The organism is Desulfitobacterium dehalogenans ATCC 51507, assembly GCF_000243155.2.
Classification (GTDB): domain Bacteria; phylum Bacillota; class Desulfitobacteriia; order Desulfitobacteriales; family Desulfitobacteriaceae; genus Desulfitobacterium; species Desulfitobacterium dehalogenans.
The window spans coordinates 3,082,146-3,105,170 of the sequence record NC_018017.1 but is presented as its reverse complement, the minus strand read 5'-3'; the positions used below and the strand labels follow the sequence as shown (position 1 = coordinate 3,105,170).

Here is a 23,025-nt window from a genome sequence, read left to right as displayed (position 1 = left end):
CTGTGAATCTTCAGGAGGAACCGAAGCTTAAACAAAATATTAATCGCTTAGCGGTTATTACCTTTATTTTGGTGCTGCTCAAAGTTATTACATTTTTCTTTGTGGAGTTTATGCCTGTTTTCAGCCGGGTTATGAGTCAACTCCTTGCTGCGCTTTTACCTTTCATTATTGCTTTTTTCATCGCCCTTTTGCTGGAACCTTTGGTCATACGATTTATGCGCGGATTAAAGGCAAGCAGACCCATCGCCGCAATTTTGGCCTTAGTTCTTGCTATTTTTGGAATTGGCAGTATCGTCTTTTTGATTATAGCCCGTCTCTATACAGAGCTGTCTGACCTGGGTCATTCTTTCCCTAGCTACGGGTATTTGGTGACTTTTTTTAACAACATTCTCGACACAGTCGACAACTTTATCCAGCTCAATCCTCAAGTCCAAATTTCCATCAATAATGCCACTCAGGGACTCATTGACTCGTTGCAGGGCTGGGCTCTCGCGGGCAGCAAGATTCTTTTGAATTTCATTTCCGCCTTGCCGGGAGTTTTTGTGGTCTTAGTCGTATCCATCGTTGCCACCTTCTTTATGAGTGCCAGTTACCCGGGAGTCAAGAATTTTTTCAGCAACCTGATCCCTCGAAAGTGGAAGCCCAGTGCCCATTCCGTAAGCCGGGATCTGGGGGCTGCGGTGGTTGGATTCGTTCGGGCGGAAGCCATACTTATTTCTGTAACCGGCCTTATTTTGACTTTAGGATTAGTATGGATGGGTAACCCCTATGCCTTCACCATTGGTTTTATTTCTGTCTTTTTAGATTTATTGCCCATCGTCGGAACAGGGATGATTTTTGTCCCTTGGATTGTTGGTTTGTTTATTTTGGGTTCGGTATCTGAGGGCATTAAGCTCTTAATCATATATTTGATAGCCATGGTCGTAAGGCAAATTATCGAACCTAAAATCATGTCCCAAAATATTGGGATTCATCCCTTGGCCACCATTATTTCCATGTATGTTGGTTTGAAATTATTGGGTGCTTTTGGTTTGATTTTAGGACCGGGTTTAGTGATTATTTATGAAGCTTTAAGAAAAGCAGGCTTTTTTGGAAAATAAGAAGGTAGTGAGCGCGTGAAGAGATTGACAATTCTAGGCTCTACGGGGTCTATTGGAACACAAACCCTGGATATTGTGCGTCAGAATCCGGAGAAATTAGAAGTTTTTGCTTTGGCGGCAGGGAAGAATGTCAAGGAAATTGAACTCCAAGCCCGGGAGTTCAGGCCCCAGATCATTGGGCTGATGGAGGAAAAGGCTGCTCTGGAGTTAAAGCATAGGATAGCAGACCTGGACATCGAAGTGGTTCATGGGATGGAGGGGCTCCTGCGAACGGTTACAGATGAGGTGCCGGATACGGTGGTAACTGCTATCAGCGGACGGATTGGTTTAGAACCGACCCTGGAAGCTTTGCAGACGGGAAAAGATATTGCCTTAGCCAATAAAGAAACTTTGGTTGCCGCCGGCGAGTTGGTTATGGAGACAGCCAGAAGGCTGGGTAGAGCTATTCTTCCGGTGGATAGTGAGCATTCTGCAATCTTCCAATGTATGGAAAGTGATTCGCGTACCCTGGAGAAGATCATACTTACCGCTTCCGGCGGTCCTTTCCGGGGATGGTCTGAAGAACAGTTGAAAGAAGTCACTCCGGAAAGAGCTCTCCAGCACCCTAATTGGGCTATGGGAGCAAAGATAACCATTGATTCAGCGACCATGATGAATAAAGGTTTAGAAGTTATCGAGGCTCATCACCTCTTCAATATGGAGTATGAGCAGATCGAGGTATTGATTCATCCCCAAAGTGTGATTCATTCTATGGTCCAATACTGTGACGGGAGTGTCCTGGCCCAATTGGGGAGACCGGATATGCGTTTGCCTATCCAGTATGCCTTAGCTTACCCGACCCGCTGGCCTAATCCATTGGAACGGCTTGATCTGCGGGGAAAGAGCTTAACCTTTTTTGATCCGGAGGATTATGATTTTCCTGCCTTGAAGCTTGCCTATGCTTGTGGAAAACGGGGAGGGACTTTGCCGGCTGTTATGAATGCTGCCAATGAAGTTGCGGTTCATGCCTTTTTATCACGCAGGGTGTCCTATCCGGAAATCATCGCCTTGGTGGATAAGGTTTGCTGGGAGCATGATGTGTTAGATGCTACAGATTTGGAAACCATACTTAATGCGGATCATTGGGCGCGTGTTCGCACGGAAGAGCTCATCCTTTCGAATAAGACAAGGCATAGTTGAAGATAGATTGGTATAAGATTAAGAGAAACATGAGCAAGGACACCATTCATAGTGGAAGAATGGAGGAGGGTTTAGTTTGGTAAGTGCTATAGCTGTGGTATTTGCTTTCGGGCTGCTGGTTATGATTCATGAACTCGGTCATTTTATTGTGGCCCGTTTAAATGGCATTAAGGTGTTGGAGTTTGCTTTTGGATTTGGGCCGAAGATCATCGGTTTTAAAGGCAAAGAAACTGCTTACTCCCTAAGGCTGGTTCCTTTAGGTGGCTTTGTAAAGCTTTATGGAATGGATGCTGAGACAGACGAAAATGGGAACCAGGTTTTAGCCCCTACCACAGATCCGCGCAGCTTCAATAACAAAAAAGTATGGCAGCGCATGTCGGTTATCGCCGCAGGACCCATTATGAATTTAGTCTTGGCTATATTTTTATTCATGATTGTCTTTGCCTATTTTGGCATCGCCACAGCAACCAATACCAATGTCGTAGGTTCGCTGATTCAAGGAATGCCTGCTCAGGCCGCCGGGATTGAGCCCGGGGATAAAATTGTTTCGGTCAATGGAGTCGAGACTTCTACTTGGACGGATTTAACCCAAGCGATTCATATTAAGCCTGAGCAAGAGGTTGTTCTTGTGGTTGAGCATCAAGGAATGCAAAGAGCCCTAACCATAACGACCCAGAAAGACCCCACCTCAGGAAACGGTCTGGTGGGGATCAGTCCGGAGGTTACCTATCAGAAGACGAGTTTACTGGAAGCGGCACGCTATGGGCTGGAACAGACCATTAATTTCACTCGTTTGATCTTAGTCACCTTAGCTCAGATGATTACAGGTGAGACGAAGGCTGAACTGGGAGGACCGGTAGCCATTGTTCAAGCCATCGATCAAAGTGCTGAGTCAGGCTGGGAGAATTATTTAGGATTTATCGGGATATTGAGTATTCAACTGGGCCTCCTTAATCTTTTTCCCATTCCAGCCCTTGATGGAAGCCACCTGGTCTTTTTGCTGATCGAGGGACTGAGGGGTAAACCTATGAACCCCGAACGACAAAACTTTATTCATTTTCTGGGCTTCATTTTCTTAATGTGCTTAATGTTGGCAGTCACTTATCAAGATATTTTAAAACTCTTTTCAGGCAAAGGATAAGGAGGCCTCAATGTGGAGCGCAAGATGACGAAAACCGTAAGGATTGGAGATGTAACCATAGGGGGAGGAGCTCCTATCGTCGTCCAATCTATGACCAATACAGATACCCGGGACATCTCCAGTACCCTGGCTCAGATTAACGCCTTGGCCAAAGCTGGGTGTGAGGTGGTACGGCTGGCCGTGCTGGATCGGGATGCGGGCCATGCTCTCAAAGACATTGCCTTGAAGAGCGAGCTTCCCGTCATCGCCGACATCCATTTCGATTATCAGCTGGCTTTGCTGGCTATCGAACAAGGTGTTCACGGGTTAAGACTGAATCCGGGCAATATCGGCGCACGCTGGAAGGTGCAGGAGGTTGTCCGGGCCTGTAAGGAAAGAGAGATACCTATTCGGATCGGGGTTAATGCCGGTTCACTGGAAAAAGAAATCCTGGAAAAATATCAGGGAGTCACCCCTGAAGGAATGGTGGAAAGTGCCTTAGGGCATATACATTTGCTTGAAGAAGAAGGCTATGACAAAATCAAAGTCTCCTTAAAGGCTTCCCATGTCCCCTTGATGCTTGAAGCTTACCGCAAAATGGCGGAAAGGGTGGATTATCCCCTTCATATAGGAGTCACTGAGGCAGGAACGGTTCGTTCCGGAGTGGTAAAATCTGCAGTAGGTATCGGCAGTCTCTTAGCCGAAGGGATAGGAGATACCCTGCGTGTATCCCTTACCGGGGATCCTGTTCAAGAGATTCCTGTAGCTTTGGAAATTTTGAAAGTTCTTGGGTTAAGAAACCGGGGAGTAGAGCTGATCAGCTGTCCGACCTGCGGCCGTACTCAGGTGAATCTCGCTGAATTAGCTGAGAAGGTTGAGGACAAGCTCTCCAATCTTCCTCCGCTAGATCGCCCCTTGAAAGTTGCAGTTATGGGGTGTGCGGTCAATGGACCCGGAGAAGCCCGGGAAGCGGATTTTGGTATTGCCGGCGGCAAAGGAATGGGCTTGCTCTTTAAAAAAGGGGAGATTGTCGCCCGTTTATCTGAAGAAGAACTATTGCCCGCCTTACTCCATGAAATCGAAAATTATGTGAAACAGTATGGAAAGGAGCAACACTAATGCGTGTAAGCCAAATCCTTAATCCCACCCTGCGGGAAGTTCCTGCTGAGGCGGAAGTGGTTAGTCATCAGTTGCTGGTTAGAGCAGGATTAATCCGTAAATCCGCTGCCGGTATCTATACCTACTTGCCTCTGGGCTTGCGTGTATTGCGCAAAATTGAACAAATTGTCCGGGAAGAAATGGATATTAAGGGAGGTCAAGAAGTCCTGCTCCCGATTATTCAGCCTGCCGAGCTCTGGCGTGAGAGCGGTCGCTGGGATTTATACGGACAGGAGCTGATGCGCCTTAATGACCGCCACAATCGGGAATTCTGCCTGGGACCGACTCATGAAGAAATCATTACTGATCTGGTACGGGGAGAAATCCGTTCCTATAAACAGTTGCCCTTGCTTCTGTATCAGATTCAAAATAAATACCGGGATGAGCGGCGTCCCCGCTTTGGCTTAATGCGGGGCCGGGAATTTATCATGAAGGATCTTTATTCCTTTGACCGGGATGAGGCAGGCTTAGCTGAAAGCTATAAGAAAATGTATGATGCTTACACCCAGGTCTTTACCCGTTGCGGTTTAACCTTCCGCCCTGTAGAGGCAGATGCCGGAGCCATCGGCGGTACGGGGGGCACTCATGAATTTATGGTCTTGGCTGAATCTGGAGAAGCGGCCGTCGTCTATTGTCCTGATTGTGATTACGCTGCCAATGTGGAGAAGGCTGAATGTAAGCCCGCCCCTGTTGCCGGCGATACTCCTGCCGGTGCTTACCGTAGTGTGGATACTCCTAACGCAAAGACCATTGAACAGGTGGCTGAATTCTTAGGAGTTCCCCAAAATGAATTGGTGAAGTCCCTTCTTTATCAGGGAGACGATAAGCTCTTCTTGGTTCTGGTGCGGGGAGACCGGGAAATCAATGAAATCAAAGTGAATAATGCACTTGGTCCCTTTATCAATCTGCAGTTGGCCGGTCCTGAGGCGGTTCAGAAAAAACTTGGCTGTGAGCCCGGCTTTGTAGGCCCTATCGGTATTCCCAAAGACTTGATGGTGGTTGCCGATTTGGAAGTACCTTTGATGGCTAAGGCTGTTTGCGGTGCCAATGCTGAGGACAAGCACTATGTGGATGCTGTACCGGAGAAGGATTTCCGCATCGATCAGGTTCTTGACCTGCGCATGGTGGAAGCCGGGGAGCCCTGTCCCAAATGCGGCAGCCCTCTCCAAGAAGCACGGGGCATTGAAGTGGGTCAAGTCTTTAAACTGGGTACCAAATACTCCAAAGCTCTCAATGCCGTATTCCTGGATGAGAACGGGGCCGAGCATCCCTGTGTCATGGGGTGCTATGGTATTGGAGTCAGCCGTACCATGGCTGCGGCTATTGAACAAAACAATGATAAGGATGGAATCATCTGGCCCATCCCCATCGCTCCTTATCATGTGATCGTCGTTCCTGTCAATATGAAAGATGAGCAAGTCCGCGAGACGGGCGAGAATTTATACCAGGAGCTGCTGAAACTCGGTGTGGAAGCCGTCCTGGATGATCGGGACGAGAGGCCGGGAGTCAAGTTCAAAGACGCTGACCTGGTAGGCTATCCTCTGAGAGTTACAGTAGGGAGCAAGACTTTGGCCAATGGAGAAGTCGAGCTTCGGGATCGCAAGACAGGGGAAGTTCAGCTGGTGAAAGTGGGAGAGCTGGCAAGCCGTGTCCAGGGAATGATTGGTGAAGCCTTAAGGGTTAAGTAAAGATAGGTAGAATGACTATAACTCGACCGGGAATGCCGTAAAAAGCATCTCCCGGTTTGTTTTTGCATCCATCCATTGAATAAGAAATCGTCCGTTATTTGTACATGATCAGATTTACGGCTTGCTCATAATCATACTTGAATGGAAAATAGAGGGATTTATGTTTGCGTGAAGAATATTAGGAACAGCTGACGATTTTTGTTGATAAGGTGGTGGAGAGAAACATGAGCAGATTGTTTGCTGTCATAATGGTCTTGTTTTTTGGAATTATGGGGACATTATTTAATAACACACATCATCCTTCAGGGCGAACTATTGAGGAAGCAATAGAAAGATCCGGGAGAGAAGTTGTGTCGATCCTCCATAGTGAGAAAGTAAATGACGGAGAAGTAGTGTTCTATCATAAAGGAATTAATGACGGGAATGCTCACAGCGTAGCGGCTGGATATGTCCAAAAGACCAACAGCGGCTGGAAATGGGTATTCGGCGGAGAACATACTGGAATAGATGAAGTAACAGCTCAATACTTTCCCTCTACGAAAGGATACGTGAAAAGCCCTTTTCCCTTAGCGTATGGTGAAATTCTTAGAGGGGATATCGTTAGTATCGGGGTCCTAACAAAGAATTCAGACATAGAAAAGAAAGCGCGCATTGTCAGCAATGAAAAAGGCAAGGTATGGTTTGTCTTATTGAATTCTTCGGAAGGAATATTAAGTAAAATCATAGGTTACAACCAGGTGGGTGAAATAATTTTTTCAAGTGAATATGTTGAACCATAAAGTGAGACCTACAATTTAGGCTTAGAGTGATATGGGGATCAGAAGGCAGCGGGCTATTCTTTCGCTGCCTTGACTATTATAAAAAACGATAAAGTTTTTCGTGGGAACAAACAATCCCTCTTGCAAGAATATATGTTCTGTTATATTCTTATAATTGGAGGGGACGGATATGGATGTATTTGATAAACTTACTATTTTGACAGACTCAGCAAAATATGATGTGGCTTGCACTTCCAGTGGGGTCGAGCGTAAGGGTAGGTCAGGCAGCATTGGGAATACGGTAGCGGCCGGGATCTGTCATAGCTTTGCCGCAGACGGTCGGTGTATAACCCTTCTTAAAGTGCTGCTGACCAATATCTGTGTCTACGACTGTAAATATTGTATCAATCGCAGTTCCAATGATGTTCCCAGAGCTGCCTTTACTCCCCGGGAGCTTGCCGAGCTGACGATTAATTTTTACCGTCGCAATTATATTGAGGGGTTATTTTTGAGTTCGGCGGTCATTAAAAATTCGAACTATACGTCCGAACTACTGATTAAGACTTTGGAACTTTTGCGTCATGAGTATCGGTTTGCCGGATATATTCATGTTAAGGCCATTCCCGGTACAGATAATGAGATTTTAACCCGGCTGGGCTATCTGGCGGACCGGGTCAGCGTTAATATCGAACTCCCATCCCAGGAGAGCCTGAAGCTTTTGGCTCCCGATAAGAGCAAGGAAGCTATTCTCCGGCCTATGGGTCTCATCAAAGGTAAAATAACGGAAAATACTACGGATCTGATCAAATACCGCCATGCTCCGAAGTTTGTCCCGGCAGGTCAAAGTACCCAGCTCATCGTTGGCGCCACACCGGATACCGATTATAAGATACTGGCCCTGGCAGAAGGGCTGTATAAAAAATATCAGCTGAAACGAGTCTTTTTCTCGGCTTACATACCGGTTGCCGAACACAGTCTGTTGCCGGCAGTTTCGGCAAAACCACCCCTGTTGAGAGAGCATCGCCTTTATCAAGCAGATTGGCTCCTGCGGTTCTACGGTTTTGAAGCCCGGGAACTATTGGATGAAGGCCATCAAAATTTTAATCTACATGTTGATCCCAAATGCAACTGGGCCCTTAATCATCTGGACCAGTTCCCCGTCGAGATCAATCAAGCCCCTTATGAAATGCTCCTGCGGGTACCGGGAATTGGTGTAACCAGTGCCCGCCGGATTTTGCGGGCACGGAAAATAGCCCATCTCGATTTTGCGGGGTTGAAAAAGCTGGGCGTTGTTCTTAAGCGTGCTCAGTATTTTATTCTCTGCAAAGGAAAAACCCTGGAGGGGCTTAAGGTAACTCCTCATAACGTGATGCAAGCCCTGATGTCCGAGCAGGTCATCGCCAGTCTTCCCTCCCAGGCACCCCAGCAACTGGCCCTGTTCGAGGAGCCACCCATTTCCCGAGAGGATGTGATTCAGTGTTTGACGGGGCAACTTTAGTCTACAAATACGACGGAAGCTTTGAAGGACTCATGTGCTGTGTCTTCACAAGCTACGAGGAGAAGGAAATCCCCCTCGACATTCTCCCGCCGGAGGGCCAGCCTGGCCTCTTTGATACCCTTAAGACTATTGAGACGGACCCTCAAAAGGCTCAGCGCGTGTATGATTCTATCCCCATCAAAATTTCTCTGGAAGCACAAGAACTGGTGAGACTTGGTTTCTTGACCTGTGCCCCGCAAAAGGAACGGCTGATTTTTCTTTTTCTAAGGCTGGGGTACAAGGTAGGAGGGAATGTCATGGGGATGCTGACTGATGAGCATGTCAACGCATTGCAAAAAGCGGTACAGAACTTAACCTTTGAAAGCCACCGCTATAAAGGGTTCGTCCGGTTTTCAATTTATAACGAAGCCTTGGTCGCCATGATTGAACCCCAAAATTTCGTTTTACCTCTCTTGGCCGCTCACTTCTCAAGCCGTTACCCCAATGAAGTCTTTATGATTTTTGACAAGACTCATAAGGCCGCACTAATCCATCAAGCGGGCAGAGCGGAAATCGTGGATGTTGAGGATTGGGAATTGCCGGAGCCGGAAGAAAGCGAAGTAGAATACCGCCGCCTCTGGCAGCAGTTCTACAAGACCATTGCCATTGAAAGCAGGGATAATCCCCGCTGTCGTATGAATTTCATGCCCAAACGCTTTTGGAAGCATCTGACGGAGTTTTATCCTGAGCAGAAAGTTAAGGCAAGAGAATCTAAAGATGACAAACCCAAAGGAGAAAACCCCGTCTATGAGGAGGCGGCAATGCTCTCCGGTAGCAAACTAAGTGATAATAGGTGGCTGCAGGAAGGGCGAAATTTCCAAGCGCTTGGAAATTTGAAGCCTTAACCCATGGCAGAACTAATTTTGAATATCAAATTTGTGCTTCCAAATGTTGCATCGATGCAGGGGCTGCGATACATTCTTGACAACTGAAAGCCTGCTGTGTATAATGTGCTCAAAAATAATAAGTAGTTTTCTAGGGTTCCGCAGTTCGCTGGCCTGGTCCGAGAGTAAACGACAGCCTACGGCTGTATCACGGAGGGATAAAAGCCCGGGAGAATAGCTGCAATAATGCAGCTTATTTTCCCGGGTTTTATTATTTTTTTTGCTAATACTTAAAAGGGAGGGGATAGATATGAACAAAATCTGGGCATCTGTTGTGATTGCCGCTTTCTTTGAAGTATGTTGGGTGATTGGGCTGAAGCATGCGGAGGGTATTTGGGAATGGGGAGGGACATTGATTGCCATAATCATCAGTTTTTACTTGATGATTATGGCTGCGCGTAATATTGCCGTTGGCACGGTATATGCCGTCTTCGTCGGACTTGGAACAGCGGGAACCGTATTGGCGGAAATTCTACTGTTCAATGCACCTGTTATACCTGCTAAACTCGCCTTAATTGTGCTGCTGCTCAGTGGAGTGGTCAGTCTCAAGCTGCTAAGCAACCAGAAAGAGAAGGAGGTGCGATGATATGGACTGGCTATACCTCATAATTGCAGGTGTTTTCGAGATGATGGGAGTTACAATGATTAACAAGCTGCACAAGGACCGCAATTGGAAGGCGCTTGCCCTACTGGTCACCGGCTTTGGTCTAAGTTTTATTTTTCTGGCGCTTGCTATGAAAACTTTGCCGATGGGAACAGCCTATGCGGTGTGGACAGGAATTGGGGCTTCGGGAGGAGCGATACTAGGGATGTTGATATATGGTGAACCACGGAATTTACCAAGGATTATTTCTATCGCCGTTGTGCTTGGCTCTGCTGTTGGATTAAAATTGATCAGTTAGTACGGTTTCCTAGGGAGTCAGTAATTCCTTTCTTGGGTTGGCTGCCCATTTGGCATAATGAGATAATTTAAGAGCTGATCTGACTCATGGAGGATTTATTCTATCGGATTTGGATATAGAACAGATCGCAAGGGGACTGGAATTTTGCCCCATCTAAAAGATTGACCCTGCACATGCTGCACAGCTGTAGATAACTACCCAAACCAATTCGTGAGTTTTAAAAAATTGTCTGAAGGTAGTGTTAATATAAATAAGCAAAAGGGTCTGTCGCAGTAACAGCACCTAAATAAAAAGAACAAAAGACGGCGACTGGCGTAAGCCAGAAGCCGTTTTTTGCTGTAAAATATAAGTTGTGAACAATACTTTACGGCCAGATTATACATTAACCGGGAATGTATATTAACTGGTAATCCCGATGGACATAGGAGAAATGATCCCGGCGGACGATTCGGTGAGGCTTTTAAACAGCATACTGGAAAGGATGGATTACAGAAAATTGTATGCTGCCTACTCCCGGATGGGGAGAATCGAGAGGTCACCGAAGAGTCTCTTCAAGATTGCGATTTATGGGCGGATGAACGGAATCTATTTCAGCCAAAAGATAGAACAAGCCTGCCGGCGAGATGTAAACTTCATGTACCTGCTGGACCGGGAAGCGGCCCCCGACCATGCAACATCGCCCGTTTTTGCAGTGAGCGCCTGACTGATGTGGAGGAGGAGTTGTTCTCCCAACTGATAGCCCTTTTGGCAGAGGCAGGAGAACTATCGCTTTCACAGGTCTTTATCGATGGAACGAAACTTGAAGCCAATGCGAACCGCTACAGCTTCGTCTGGAAGAAGTCCACCCAAAAAGGCGAGGCCAAAATGCAGGAAAAGATGAGGACAGAACTGCCAAAACTGGCAAAGCAATTTGGGATACGCTTCTATGTAGGAGAAAAAATCCAGGCCAAAGACATGAAGAAATTGCGCAAAAAGCTTTATGCCCAAAAGGGGGAGGAGAAATTCGCCCAGGGAAAAGGCAAACGGAAATCCCCTTTACAAAAAGCCATCGAAACCACAGAACACTTATCTGGCCCGCCAGAAAAAATATGACGACTACAACCACAGCTTTGGTGAGCGCAACAGCTTTTCCAAGACAGACAGAGACGCCACATTCATGCGGATGAAAGAGGATCACATGAAAAACGGGCAGCCAAAGCCTGGCTACAATGTCACCTTGGCGGTAGACGCCGAGTACATCGTCGCTGCGATGATCTCCCAAGCCCGCAGTGATATAGATACATTCATCCCAATGATGGAAAAGCTCCTCCCTCTTGGCTACACCAAGCCGGTGGCGGAAGCAGGCTTTGAGAGCGAAGATAACTACACCTGGTGCGAGGAGAACGGACAACTGGCCTTCATCAAACCTGCCAACCATGAGCAGGCTAAGACTAAAAAATACAAGAGTGACATCGGCAAACGGGAGAATATGCCATATGATGCTGAAAATGACAGCTACATCTGCCATGCGGGTCATCCCATCCAAGCCGCATATGAGAAAAAAAAGCAAGTCTAAAGCCGGACGCACCCTCGTGACCACCGTATATTCCTGTACCAACTGTGACGGATGTCCACACAAGACAAAATGTATTAAAGGCGCAAGCAAAATACCCCTGGAGGAACGAAGCAAAAACCTTCATGTTTCTAAAAACTTTCAGAGACAGCGTCAGGAAATGCAAGCCCGTATCAATACCGACGAAGGTATTCTTTTACGGATAAACCGCTCAATTCAGGTCGAGGGAGCCTTCGGTGTTTTGAAACAGGATATGGGTTTTCGCCGTTTTCTTCTGCGCGGCCGGGTAAAAGTACAGACAGAGCTTCTTTTACTGGCTATGGCATTCAACATAAACAAACTCCACAACAAAACCCAAGCCAGGCGCTGCGGAGAACATTTACATATCCCTAAGGCAGCCTGATCAAACCCAAAAAGTTATCCACAAGGGGAAAGACTTCCCTTGCTTTGTTGTGCCCAGATCAGGGCTAAAGTGGCGATATAAGCCTGCATTTTAGGTGTTTTCTTATCTGTCCATGATAAAAAGGAGCGTGTCGCTCAACATTTTAAATTAACTTTTGGGACACGCCCTTTTTATTTGTATCCCAGGCGGCCTTCAGGCGCCGACGCCCGGGCGGCATGTATGAGATACTTTTATGTATCTAGTTCTGGCTGGCCGGCGTCTCCGCCCGGCTGGCTGCAGCGGGCCGGAGTGGGATGCATGTTTTCAATAAAGTGTCCTTTAACTCATCATAGCCAGGGCAAATACGGGTAAATCCAAACGGGCCAGCCACAGCCCGCATGAAAGGCTGCATAGAGGTCAAATATGGAGGCTTGGGAGTCAATTAAATATATGCCCTGGGGTCAAGTGCAACAAAAAACAAAGCGCCGTAATCAGAAGTGGTGCAGCATTCTGCTTACCCTCCATTACGGCGGTTACTAAAAGCTTATTTTATTCACAAAAACAGGTTATTCTATCGTGTCAGTTTCCGGCCTTGGTATTAGCTCAGTTTCTTCAATAGAGAGAATAATCCAGCTACCATCGTCTAGAACTTTAACAGTAACTATGGGGATAGAGCCAGTAATCCACTTAACACCATCTAGAGCTTCAATTGCTTTAATTTTCTTTTCATTTTCAATGTTAACTTTTTTATTTCGTTCATATCCATCTCTCATAAGTCGTTCAAATTCATCCAAGGCCTTTTGATCCATTTCTACATAGCTATCCGCAGGCGGCACATAATCGCTTGGAGGCGTAATGTTATACTCTTTATATAATTTTTGTGCGACTTCGTACATCGTTTTTGGTTTTTCTACATCCGCTTTCTTCTCTTCCTCCGCTATTAAAAATGTCGGTATAAGCAGAAGTAGTAACGTTATCAAAATAACAAATGCCCTTTTCATGACGAATCACCTCCTTGGTGCAATCAATAGCATAATAGGGATGAATTACCATTAAAAGGAGGTTTATTACTCACACCTCCATTCTATGCTGGGGTTTTATATTATTATAGCACTAAATTGATAAAGTTCTTATTTTTCAAAAAATTTTGATGTGAGGATATTGTCCTGAACCCGTGTTTTACAGACAGCCTGATCAAACCCAAAAAGTTATCCACAAGGGGAAAGACTTCCCTTGCTTCGTTGTGCCCAGATCAGGGCTAAAGTGGGATATAAGCCTGCATTTTAGGTGTTTTCTTATCCGATCATGATAAAAAGGAGCGTGTCGCTCAACATTTTAAATTAACGTTTTGCGACACGCCCTTTTGCTTATGGAATACAAGTAAAGTATTTTATCCACCTGAAAAATGCAGTTTGAATAGAAACATCCTAGGTGATGTATTATATATTATCTGATGATCCCGATAGTAATTTGATTTTATGAGGGGAACATATATTGATTTGGTTCTTTTTAACTAAAAACAGTTCAGCGGAGGTTAGATGATGAAGCATCTTTTGACAGCATTGATTATCTTATCCTGTTTACTTTTGAGCAATGGATGTTCCCACATACAAAACCTTGGTCGATCAGATCATAGCGAAAGGTCCCAGGCAGAGTCCTCTGCTCCCAATAATGCTGTGAACATTTCGGATGATAATTTATCTGTCAGCCAGTCAAAGAATACAGATGTTTCGGAAACCCCTCAAAAGGATCAAATAGAGAAAGGAAGTCCCTTGATTGAACAATCGTTAAGCGCATTTCCTGCTGATGGGATACCTGTGCTCATGTATCATTCCATCAGTACCATCCCTGGAAATAATTTAGGGGTTCCTGTTGCCCAATTCACTGAGGAAATGAAGTGGTTAAAATCCCGTAACTATTCCGCCCTATCACTGGAAGAATTTTACCAAGCTTTGATACATGAAAAACCAGTTCCTCTCAAACCGATTCTGATTACGTTTGATGATGGATATTTGGATAATTATCAAGATGCCTGGCCGATTTTACAAGAGAATGGTTTCCGGGCGACTTTTTTTATCATAACTGATTCAGTTGGTCCCGGAATGATGAACTGGGAGCAAATTCGTGTTCTTGCAGATCAAGGAAACAGCATCGGAAGTCATACGAGAACCCATCCAGATCTAACAATTCTTTCATCTAATCAACTTGAAAAAGAGCTTGCCTTATCAAAAAAAGAGATAGAAAGCTATGTGGGCAGAAATATTAATGCTTTGTGCTTTCCCTCGGGCAATTACAATGATAAAACACTTGAAATAATGCCCCGGCTGGGATATAAGCTCGGCTTTACAACTAAACCTGGAAAAGTCCATTTAGGGGATAAACCTTTAGCCTTAAAAAGAGTCCGCATTCCCGGCGGCATGTCCTTTGATGCTTTTAAAAGCTTGTTTCCATAAAGTGATGTCGGTTTTTCATGCCTGAATCAGTATTCATAGAAATGACTTCCGAAGGAAAACTTAAGGGAGTCATTGTCGTTTTTATTCTAAAGGTGAAAAATCTGTAATGCAGAGAAAGTAATTCGCTCCGGTAGAAAACTGATTCTTGGAAATGAAAGAAAAACGAGCTGCTTAGCTCTGAGGAATTAAAGAAACTCTGAAGTTTTTTACATAAACTATCAATTTTAGGAAGGAAATAGCTATTTTTTGGCGAATGCATAACATTAAATGGTATTAAAAGAAATTAAAGGAGGGATCATATGAGGGGCAAAAAAAGACTTATTCCATTAGTTTTATTCGTAATAATATTTTTATCTATTCCCTTAGGAGCGTTTGCTGCTTTTGATGATTACGGCTATAACCCTCAAGGAAGAATGTTTAAAGGGACTTTAGAAAATTGGGAGGCTTTTCTTCATAACCAACCGGCTGTTTCTTGGGATCCTAAAGCAACCGATGTCATCTTTTTGGAAAGAAAGTGGGATAAGCTTTTTGATCCAATGTTAAGGGGAGATATCCCCCTTCCTGGTGCTTGGCAAAAGGCAAAATTATGGCAGTATTTATCTGGTGAGCAAGCAGGATGGACTTGGCATCAAGAGCTGGAGGTAGTTTATTCACCAAATCAACCGATAGCTGGTGCTATGGAACTTACGGCCAATGAAATGGGGATTCCAGGTTTTTATTGTGTAACATTTAAAGAGTGGCAGACTGGCCCGAAGGGACAAAAAGTGGTAATAGACGATCTTTCAGTGAATTCAGGTATCATACAAAAGGCGCTTAAATTTACAAAATAGCTATTAGAACTATGGGTTACTAGATGTAGTACGAGAGTACACAGTGACAAGCCAATCAATTCTTTTCCTTCAAAATCGAAATGTCTATGAATGGAAATGCCTCTATATATGCTATAAAAGATTAAAATTGTTTTGTTGCGATTTGGTCGTTCAATGCGTACCAAATCTTTTTTATACGGCTATCAATAATTTGGAAGCAATTTAAGGGCATATTTATATTCTTGTAATATAGACGGGATGGATGGAAGATTAAATTCTGGGATAGCCCTTATTGAACGTCGATCCTATAGCCGATATATAATAGTAACTTTAGATGAACTAAAAATTTGCTGGAAAGGTCAGCAGATACCTATCTTGATTATATAATGATCCAGAAAAATAACGAGCCAGTTTTATGCTTAGTAATACTTAGCTTTAACCCAGATTTATCCTTGATAAAGGTTATTGGGGATGAGAATGAACCAATTTATAAAGAAGTAGGCACTAATCCGTCCCTTTCAGTCATTGAAATGAAATTTCCTATTTCAAATATAGATTACTCTTTCCGGAAAAATGTGGAGTTACTCCAGTTATTGGGCTAGATATATATGCTATTTTTAGCAAATTTCATTCAATTCAAATCTCTCTTTTTTGGTTGTTACTCATAGAATTCCAGTAAATGTACTCCCTGGCGTAATAGTTATTGTGTTAGGAGTTTTTTTAAAGGGAAGAAACTGAAAAACTAGATTCTTCCATATTTTTCTGCCTGGGTATTTGATTATTCAGCTATCAGAGGCGAGATTTCTATGCTAATATTAATTGGTAAATATAATCTTCCAAAGTCCTATTAAAATTAATAAGAAGGAAGTGCATAACTGGAATGAATAAAAAGATTTCATCTCTTATACTTATTCTAATGTGTACACTGGTTCTCGCAGCCTGTTCTACGGGGACGACTAACTTAAGCCAAGGAAAAAGTCCCGAACAGATCGTTGAGGAATCCTTTGCAAAGTGGTATGGGCTTAAGAGCTATGATATGGACATGGTTATGACTATGAAGTTTTCTGTGGGAGAAGAGGTTCTGGATATGTCCATGACAGGAAAAGGAGCCGTGTTTCAAAACCCTATCAAAATGAAAATGGTCATGGAGGCCAATATTCCCGGAATGGATCAAAAAATGACTTTAGAGCAGTATGTAGTGCAAAATAAGCAAAAAATGGCTATCTATCAGAATATCGAGAACAACTGGCAAAAGATCATTTTCGATGATCCTGCAATGACGGAAAAGATGTACATGGACCCCAAAGATAACCTTAAATTGTTTATGGACCATCTTGTTTCGGCAGAAATCCTTGGGGAAGAAAAAATCGGTGAGAAGGATACATTAAAGATAAAGCTAGTGGCTTCAGGGGATATCTTTGACCAGATCTTTCAAGAAACAGCTGGCAATACGCTCGGCGTAGGGAATGGTCTTATCAATCCGGATGTCTTTTCCCAAATAGGAGATATGGTTTATACAATCTGGGTTGATAAAGTTACCCTTGATACGCTGAAGTGTCAGATGGATCTATCCGAAAATATGAGAAACTTAGGTAAAGCTCTGGCCGAAGACCCGAAGTTGCCTTTAGAGATAAAAGACATCTTCTCCGATGCAGAAATATTTATGGAATACACGATCTTAAACCAAAATAGCGCCCAGGACTTCACTATTCCTGAGGAAGCTATGAATGCCCCGGAGGTAGAATTACCAACTGCTTAAAGAAATTATCGAATCATTTCAAATAGCTTGCACAATTCCCTGGTATGTGCTATAGTTTAAAGAAGAGAAATTCTATTGCAGCCGAAGAGGAGTGGGTCTTGAACCCACTCTTTCCTTTGTTTTGTATAACACATTAAAACCCTCGCAACACTAGTCATAGTGGTTATTAAAAATAATAGGAGGATGGCTATGGGAGAATCCATCATGGAACAAGTTGAGGCGATCATTGCACCTGTTATAACCGAACAAGGCCTTGAGCTGGTTGATGTCGAATATGTTAAGGAAGGTGCACATTGGTATCTCCGTATTTATATCGATAAAGAGGGCGGGGTTGATATCGACGATTGCACGAATGTCAGCCATTTGGTAAGCGAGGTATTGGATAAGCATGACCCTATAGCTCAAGCTTATATGCTTGAAGTCTCTTCGCCGGGATTAGAGCGCCCTCTGAAGAAGGATGAAGATTTTGAACGCTTCACAGGAAAACTTGTACGGGTCCTGACTAAAGAAGCTTATCACGGATATAAAGAGTTTACTGGTTATTTAGTCGGTTTAATTGAAGACGACATCGTTTTGGAATATGAAAAGGAAAGAATGGCTATTCCCAGATCGATAGTGGATAAAGCACATTTGACCTTTGAATTCTAGGTTTGACTATGTTTTGGAACATAATATAAGGGGGAAGAATAAAAAATGAATATGGAGTTCATTGAGGCCCTCCATGAATTGGAGAAGGAACGGGGGATCTCAGCGGATATTCTGTTTGAAGCTATTGAAGCTGCTCTAATATCTGCTTACAAGAAAAATTTTGCTTCGTTACAGAATGTCCGGGTACATATCGACCGTATGACCGGAGAGTTCAAGGTTTTTGCCCGGAAAAACGTGGTGGATGAGGTCGAAGACTCACGGACTCAGGTAAGTCTGGAAGAAGCACGGAAGATTGACCCTAACTATGCCATTGATGATGTGGTGGAATACGAAGTCACGCCTCGTGAATTTGGGCGGATTGCTGCTCAGACTGCTAAACAAGTGGTGGTGCAAAGAATTCGTGAAGCTGAGCGGGGCATGATTTACGATGAATATATCAACCGGGAAGGGGATATCGTTACCGGAGTTGTTCAGCGCTATGATCAGAAAAATGTCATTGTCGACTTAGGTAAGGTTGAAGCTATTCTGACAGCACAAGAACAAATCCCTGGTGAGACCTATCAACCCTTTGAGCGAATTAAAACTTTTGTAGTGGAAGTCAAAAAGACAACCAAAGGGCCTCAGGTTATGCTATCCCGTACTCACCCTGGGCTGATTAAACGTTTGTTTGAACTGGAAGTGCCGGAAATCCATGACGGCCTGGTTGAGATTAAGGGAGTGTCCCGGGAGGCGGGAGCTCGCTCTAAAATCGCTGTGTATTCCCGGGATCCCAATGTGGACCCTGTGGGTGCTTGCGTAGGCCCTAAAGGCAGCCGTGTTCAAACCATTGTTACCGAGCTGAAGGGTGAAAAGATTGATATCGTAAATTTTTCCACAGATCCCGAAGAATTTGTGGCTAATGCACTTTCCCCTGCCAAAGTTGTCGGTGTGTACCCTAAGCCCAATGAGAAAGTTGCTTTGGTCGTAGTTCCTGACTATCAATTATCCCTGGCTATCGGTAAAGAAGGTCAAAACGCACGTTTAGCTGCGAAGTTGACCAATTGGAAGATTGACATTAAAAGTGAATCTCAGGCCTTGGCTCAAAATCTCATTCCCGAGAAGAATGAGGAGCTGGGAGAGTTCGAAGAGTATGATGAATTCGCGGATTATGCAGAATATGAAGAGTATGAAGACTATAATGAATATGAAGAGTATAGCGAATACGATGAAGAATATGAAGAGAATGCAGAATACGATGAAACCTCATACGATGAGAACTATGATGATGAGCTGGTTTATGATGAAAATTCCGAGTACGAAGACTTCGATAATTACGAAAAAGAGGAACTTCCATACGAAGAGGGCGAAGAATACGAAGTAACATCAGGCAATGCAGGGTCTGACAAGGAAGACTATACCCTCGCAGAGTCAGAGAGCAAGGAAGAAAAACTGACGGAACGGGATCGGGCCATGATGAAGTACTTTGATGCTGATGAGAAAAACAGCCGCAAGGAGAAGAAGAAGAAAGCCAAAGGTAAAAGGTAGGTGAGTGCTATGAAGACACGCAAAATTCCGCTAAGAATGTGTTTGGGCTGTCAAGAAATGAAGCCGAAAAAGGAGCTCATTCGCGTAGTCCGCACACCAGAGGGAGCTGTGGAGCTTGACCCCACTGGTAAACGGAATGGCCGTGGCGCATACATTTGCCCGCAAGTCGAGTGTTTTAAAGCAGCAGTAAAGGGTAAGCGATTCCAAAAAGCCCTGGAAATTGAATTGGCTCCTCAAGTGGTTGAGGAACTGGAAAGGAAGTTGGGTGGGGAGTGTTAGAACGAATCTACTCTCTCTTAGGATTAGCCCGAAGGGCGGGAAAGATTACCTCCGGAGAGTCACAGATAGAGGTTATGTTAAAGAAAGGGAAGGGATTTCTCCTCATTTTGGCCGAAGACGCTCCGGGAACCCATAAAAAATATGGGAAATGGGCGGAAGACCTTCGCTTGCCTGTTTTGATACTTGGGACTAAACAAGACTTGGGGATCGCCGTCGGGCTCTCTCCAAGATCAACGATTTTGGTTATGGACGAAGGATTTGCCAAGGCCATACTAAAGATAAGGAGTTGACGCCTGGAAAGATAATGTGCGCTGAATATGTGGGGGTGGTATTTTGAGTATACGTGTTCATGAATTAGCAAAGGAATTAAATTTAAGCAGTAAAGAAGTGATGAGTCGCCTGGAAAGTATAGGTGTCGATGTAAAGAACCATTTGAGTGCTGTCGAAGATCATGAGGCCAATCGTCTTCGGACTCGAAATCAAAAGCCGCAGGGCAAAGAGCAGGTTGTGGAACCTAAAAAAAGTATTCCGACACAAGAAAGTAAAAGCTTAGCTCAAGGTTCAGTTGAAGGGAATCATGATAAATCTCAAAGCTCACAAGTGGAAAGTTCCCGAGTAGAAGGGGAAGGACATCCCCAAGGACAACGACCGATGGGAGATCGTCCTCAAGGACAACGACCGATGGGAGATCGTCCTCAAGGACAAAGACCGATGGGAGATCGTCCCCAAGGACAACGGCCTATGGGAGATCGCCCTCAAGGACAACGGCCTATGGGAGATCGTCCTCAAGGACAAAGACCCATGGGAGATCGCCCTCAAGGACAGCGGCCGATGGGAGACCGTCCTCAAGGACAACGACCGATGGGAGACCGTCCTCAAGGACCAAGACCGATGGGAGACCGTCCTCAAGGACAACGACCCATGGGAGACCGTCCTCAAGGACCAAGACCGATGGGAGACCGTCCTCAAGGACAACGGCCTATGGGAGACCGTCCCCAAGGACCAAGACCGATGGGAGACCGTCCTCAAGGACAAAGACCTATGGGAGATCGTCCTCAAGGACAAAGACCGATGGGAGATCGTCCTCAAGGACAAAGACCCATGGGAGATCGTCCTTATGGACAACGACCGATGGGAGACCGTCCTCAAGGGCAACGTCCCATGGGAGACCGTCCTCAAGGGCAACGTCCCATGGGAGACCGTCCTCAAGGGCAACGTCCTATGGGAGATCGTCCTCAAGGACCAAGACCGATGGGAGATCGTCCTTATGGGCAACGACCGATGGGAGACCGTCCTCAAGGACAAAGACCGATGGGAGATCGTCCTCAAGGACAAAGACCACCTCAAAGACCACCTGCAACTCCCAGTGCACCAGCGGTAGAGCAACCGCCTAAGCGTCAAATCGGTGAAAAGAAGAAAACACCAGATCGGCCTTTTGAACGCAAAAAAGAGATGGAAAAAGAGATGCGTTCACCACGAAATAATAAACGGAATATGAAACCAGCGCCACGTGAAATACGTGATACTGCGCCAAAGCATATTGTTATTCCGGAAACTTTAACAGTTCAGGATTTGGCATCGAGAATGAGTCGTAAATCCGGAGAAGTGATTAAAAAGCTGATGGATTTAGGAGTCATGGCAACGATCAATCAAGAGATTGATTCTGAAACTGCCACCATCATTGCGGGAGAAATGGGAGTAACGGTAGAGGTTAAGGTAGAGAAACCAATTACTGTGATCGAAGAGATTGAAGACGATCCAGCTGAACTGCGGCCACGTCCTCCGGTTGTCACGGTCATGGGCCATGTTGACCATGGTAAAACGTCACTCCTTGATGCTATACGGACAACCAAGGTCACTGCATCGGAAGCGGGTGGTATCACTCAGCATATTGGTGCTTATCAGGTAGAAATTAATGGACAAAAGATCACCTTCCTTGATACCCCGGGCCATGAAGCGTTTACAGCAATGCGTGCCCGCGGGGCTCAAGTTACGGATATTGCCATTCTTGTTGTCGCTGCAGATGACGGCGTGATGCCCCAAACGATTGAAGCTATCAACCATGCCAAGGCGGCGGATGTACCGATTATTGTAGCAATCAACAAAATTGATAAAGAAGAATCTAACCCGGATCGGGTTAAGCAGGAATTGACCGAATATGGACTGGTCGTTGAAGAATGGGGTGGCGACACCATCGCGGTGCCTGTCTCGGCAAAAGCCCGCATGAATATTGAACAGCTCTTAGAGATGGTTCTGCTTGTTGCAGAAATTAAAGAGCTTAAGGCTAACCCCAATCGAAGTGCTACCGGAACAGTGATTGAAGCCGAATTGGATAAAGGAAAAGGACCTGTGGCTACAGTCCTCGTCTCCAAAGGAAACCTAAATGTTGGAGATATTATTCTCGCAGGATCCGCCTTTGGCCGCATCCGTGCCATGGTGGATGACAAAGGACGCCGTGTTAAGAAAGCCGGCCCATCCACTCCTGTCGAGGTACAGGGGTTAAATGAGGTCCCCATAGCCGGTCAAGTCTTTAATGTAGTTGACGACGAGAAACATGCCCGTCAGATTGCTGAAGCGCGTGCTAACGAGCGGAAGGCTGAGGAAGTGCGGCAGACGACTAAAGTCAGCTTAGAAGACCTCTTTGATCGGATTAAAGAAGGGGAAGTAAAAGAGCTGAATGTTATTATCAAGGCTGATGTTCAGGGATCCATTGAAGCTCTGAAGCAATCGCTCCTCCGCCTATCCACCAGCGAAGTCCGAGTCAACCCGATTCATGGAGGGGTTGGGGCGATTACGGAGACAGACATCATGCTTGCTGCGGCTTCCAATGCCATCATCATTGGGTTTAATGTCCGCCCCGATGCCAATACCAAAGCAACGGCAGAACTGCAAGGGGTAGATATGCGTCTCTATCGGGTCATCTATGATGCGATTGAGGATGTCAAAGCGGCTATGACAGGCATGTTGGATCCTGATTTCAAGGAAGTGGTACAAGGCCGGGCCGAAGTTCGCCAAGTCTTTAAAGTTCCCAAAGTTGGAGCTGTCGGCGGATCCTATGTTCTCAACGGCAAGATTACAAGACACTCCAAAGTCCGCGTCATTCGTGATGGCATAGTCATTCATGAAGGAGATCTGGAATCCCTGAGACGTTTCAAGGACGATGCCAAAGAAGTTGTGGAAGGCTATGAATGCGGTATTGGAGTAGCAAACTTCAACGATATTAAAGAGGGAGACATTATAGAGGCCTTTATCATGGAAGAAGTGAAACGAGAACTATAATTCACCCCTATGGA

The 23,025-nt window shown here is 45.2% G+C and carries 19 protein-coding genes, 1 pseudogene and 1 riboswitch; of the genes and pseudogenes, 19 read left to right on the top strand and 1 reads right to left on the bottom strand.

Annotated features, from left to right (window positions below; all coding sequences use genetic code 11):
• Window positions 1-2 precede the first annotated feature (2 nt).
• From ytvI to DESDE_RS23030, 11 genes and pseudogenes are all read left to right on the top strand, one after another.
• Complete coding sequence (ytvI, locus tag DESDE_RS15035; RefSeq protein WP_014794875.1) at window positions 3-1,100, top strand: sporulation integral membrane protein YtvI; 1,098 nt, start codon at window positions 3-5, stop codon at window positions 1,098-1,100.
• Window positions 1,101-1,115: 15 nt separating this feature from the next.
• Window positions 1,116-2,279: a 1-deoxy-D-xylulose-5-phosphate reductoisomerase gene (locus tag DESDE_RS15030; RefSeq protein ID WP_014794874.1), complete on the top strand. Its 1,164-nt coding sequence runs from the start codon at window positions 1,116-1,118 to the stop codon at window positions 2,277-2,279.
• Window positions 2,280-2,355: 76 nt separating this feature from the next.
• Complete coding sequence (gene rseP, locus DESDE_RS15025) at window positions 2,356-3,420, top strand: RIP metalloprotease RseP (protein ID WP_014794873.1); 1,065 nt, start codon at window positions 2,356-2,358, stop codon at window positions 3,418-3,420.
• A 12-nt stretch (window positions 3,421-3,432) separates the two neighbouring features.
• Entirely contained in the window at window positions 3,433-4,518 is a 1,086-nt protein-coding gene (gene ispG, locus DESDE_RS15020; protein WP_014794872.1) for a flavodoxin-dependent (E)-4-hydroxy-3-methylbut-2-enyl-diphosphate synthase, read from the top strand.
• Entirely contained in the window at window positions 4,518-6,245 is a 1,728-nt protein-coding gene (locus DESDE_RS15015; RefSeq protein WP_014794871.1) for a proline--tRNA ligase, read from the top strand. The genes ispG and DESDE_RS15015 overlap by 1 nt, the downstream gene beginning before the upstream one ends.
• Before the next feature lie 224 nt (window positions 6,246-6,469).
• Window positions 6,470-7,024, top strand: a complete 555-nt coding sequence (locus DESDE_RS15010) for a hypothetical protein (RefSeq protein ID WP_014794870.1) — start codon at window positions 6,470-6,472, stop codon at window positions 7,022-7,024.
• Window positions 7,025-7,193: 169 nt separating this feature from the next.
• Entirely contained in the window at window positions 7,194-8,501 is a 1,308-nt protein-coding gene (locus DESDE_RS15005; protein WP_014794869.1) for a putative DNA modification/repair radical SAM protein, read from the top strand.
• Window positions 8,480-9,385 (top strand): TIGR03915 family putative DNA repair protein, encoded by a 906-nt coding sequence (locus tag DESDE_RS15000; protein WP_014794868.1) that lies wholly within the window; start codon window positions 8,480-8,482, stop codon window positions 9,383-9,385. Before DESDE_RS15005 ends, DESDE_RS15000 begins: the two co-directional genes overlap by 22 nt.
• 119 nt (window positions 9,386-9,504) lie before the next feature.
• Window positions 9,505-9,599, top strand: a riboswitch (guanidine-I (ykkC/yxkD leader).
• A 75-nt stretch (window positions 9,600-9,674) separates the two neighbouring features.
• Window positions 9,675-10,010, top strand: coding sequence for a DMT family transporter (locus DESDE_RS14995; protein ID WP_014794867.1), 336 nt, complete (start codon window positions 9,675-9,677; stop codon window positions 10,008-10,010).
• Between the two features lies 1 nt (window position 10,011).
• The gene (locus tag DESDE_RS14990; RefSeq protein ID WP_014794866.1) at window positions 10,012-10,326 is read left to right on the top strand and encodes a DMT family transporter; all 315 of its coding nucleotides are present in this window, start codon (window positions 10,012-10,014) and stop codon (window positions 10,324-10,326) included.
• A 403-nt stretch (window positions 10,327-10,729) separates the two neighbouring features.
• Window positions 10,730-12,281, top strand: a pseudogene (locus DESDE_RS23030) (IS1182 family transposase).
• 545 nt (window positions 12,282-12,826) lie between these two features.
• On the opposite strand, the gene DESDE_RS14980 reads toward DESDE_RS23030, so the two are convergent.
• On the bottom strand, window positions 12,827-13,261 hold the full coding sequence (locus DESDE_RS14980) for a hypothetical protein (RefSeq protein WP_014794865.1): 435 nt from the start codon (window positions 13,259-13,261) through the stop codon (window positions 12,827-12,829).
• 771 nt (window positions 13,262-14,032) lie between these two features.
• Here DESDE_RS14980 and DESDE_RS14975 point away from each other — a divergent pair.
• The 8 genes from DESDE_RS14975 (at window position 14,033) to infB (ending at window position 23,011) form a co-directional block, all read left to right on the top strand.
• Window positions 14,033-14,713, top strand: a complete 681-nt coding sequence (locus DESDE_RS14975; RefSeq protein WP_242831261.1) for a polysaccharide deacetylase family protein — start codon at window positions 14,033-14,035, stop codon at window positions 14,711-14,713.
• Window positions 14,714-15,012: 299 nt separating this feature from the next.
• Window positions 15,013-15,543, top strand: coding sequence for a hypothetical protein (locus DESDE_RS14970; RefSeq protein WP_014794863.1), 531 nt, complete (start codon window positions 15,013-15,015; stop codon window positions 15,541-15,543).
• 859 nt (window positions 15,544-16,402) lie between these two features.
• Window positions 16,403-17,281: a DUF6612 family protein gene (locus DESDE_RS14960; RefSeq protein ID WP_014794862.1), complete on the top strand. Its 879-nt coding sequence runs from the start codon at window positions 16,403-16,405 to the stop codon at window positions 17,279-17,281.
• Window positions 17,282-17,470: 189 nt separating this feature from the next.
• Window positions 17,471-17,929 (top strand): ribosome maturation factor RimP, encoded by a 459-nt coding sequence (gene rimP, locus DESDE_RS14955; RefSeq protein ID WP_014794861.1) that lies wholly within the window; start codon window positions 17,471-17,473, stop codon window positions 17,927-17,929.
• 45 nt (window positions 17,930-17,974) lie between these two features.
• Window positions 17,975-19,453, top strand: coding sequence for a transcription termination factor NusA (gene nusA, locus DESDE_RS14950; RefSeq protein ID WP_014794860.1), 1,479 nt, complete (start codon window positions 17,975-17,977; stop codon window positions 19,451-19,453).
• A 9-nt stretch (window positions 19,454-19,462) separates the two neighbouring features.
• A complete protein-coding gene (gene rnpM, locus DESDE_RS14945) occupies window positions 19,463-19,732 on the top strand; it encodes an RNase P modulator RnpM (protein ID WP_014794859.1) in 270 nt (89 codons plus the stop codon).
• Complete coding sequence (locus tag DESDE_RS14940; RefSeq protein WP_014794858.1) at window positions 19,726-20,022, top strand: L7Ae/L30e/S12e/Gadd45 family ribosomal protein; 297 nt, start codon at window positions 19,726-19,728, stop codon at window positions 20,020-20,022. Before rnpM ends, DESDE_RS14940 begins: the two co-directional genes overlap by 7 nt.
• 43 nt (window positions 20,023-20,065) lie before the next feature.
• A complete protein-coding gene (gene infB, locus DESDE_RS14935; RefSeq protein WP_014794857.1) occupies window positions 20,066-23,011 on the top strand; it encodes a translation initiation factor IF-2 in 2,946 nt (981 codons plus the stop codon).
• Window positions 23,012-23,025 lie beyond the last annotated feature (14 nt).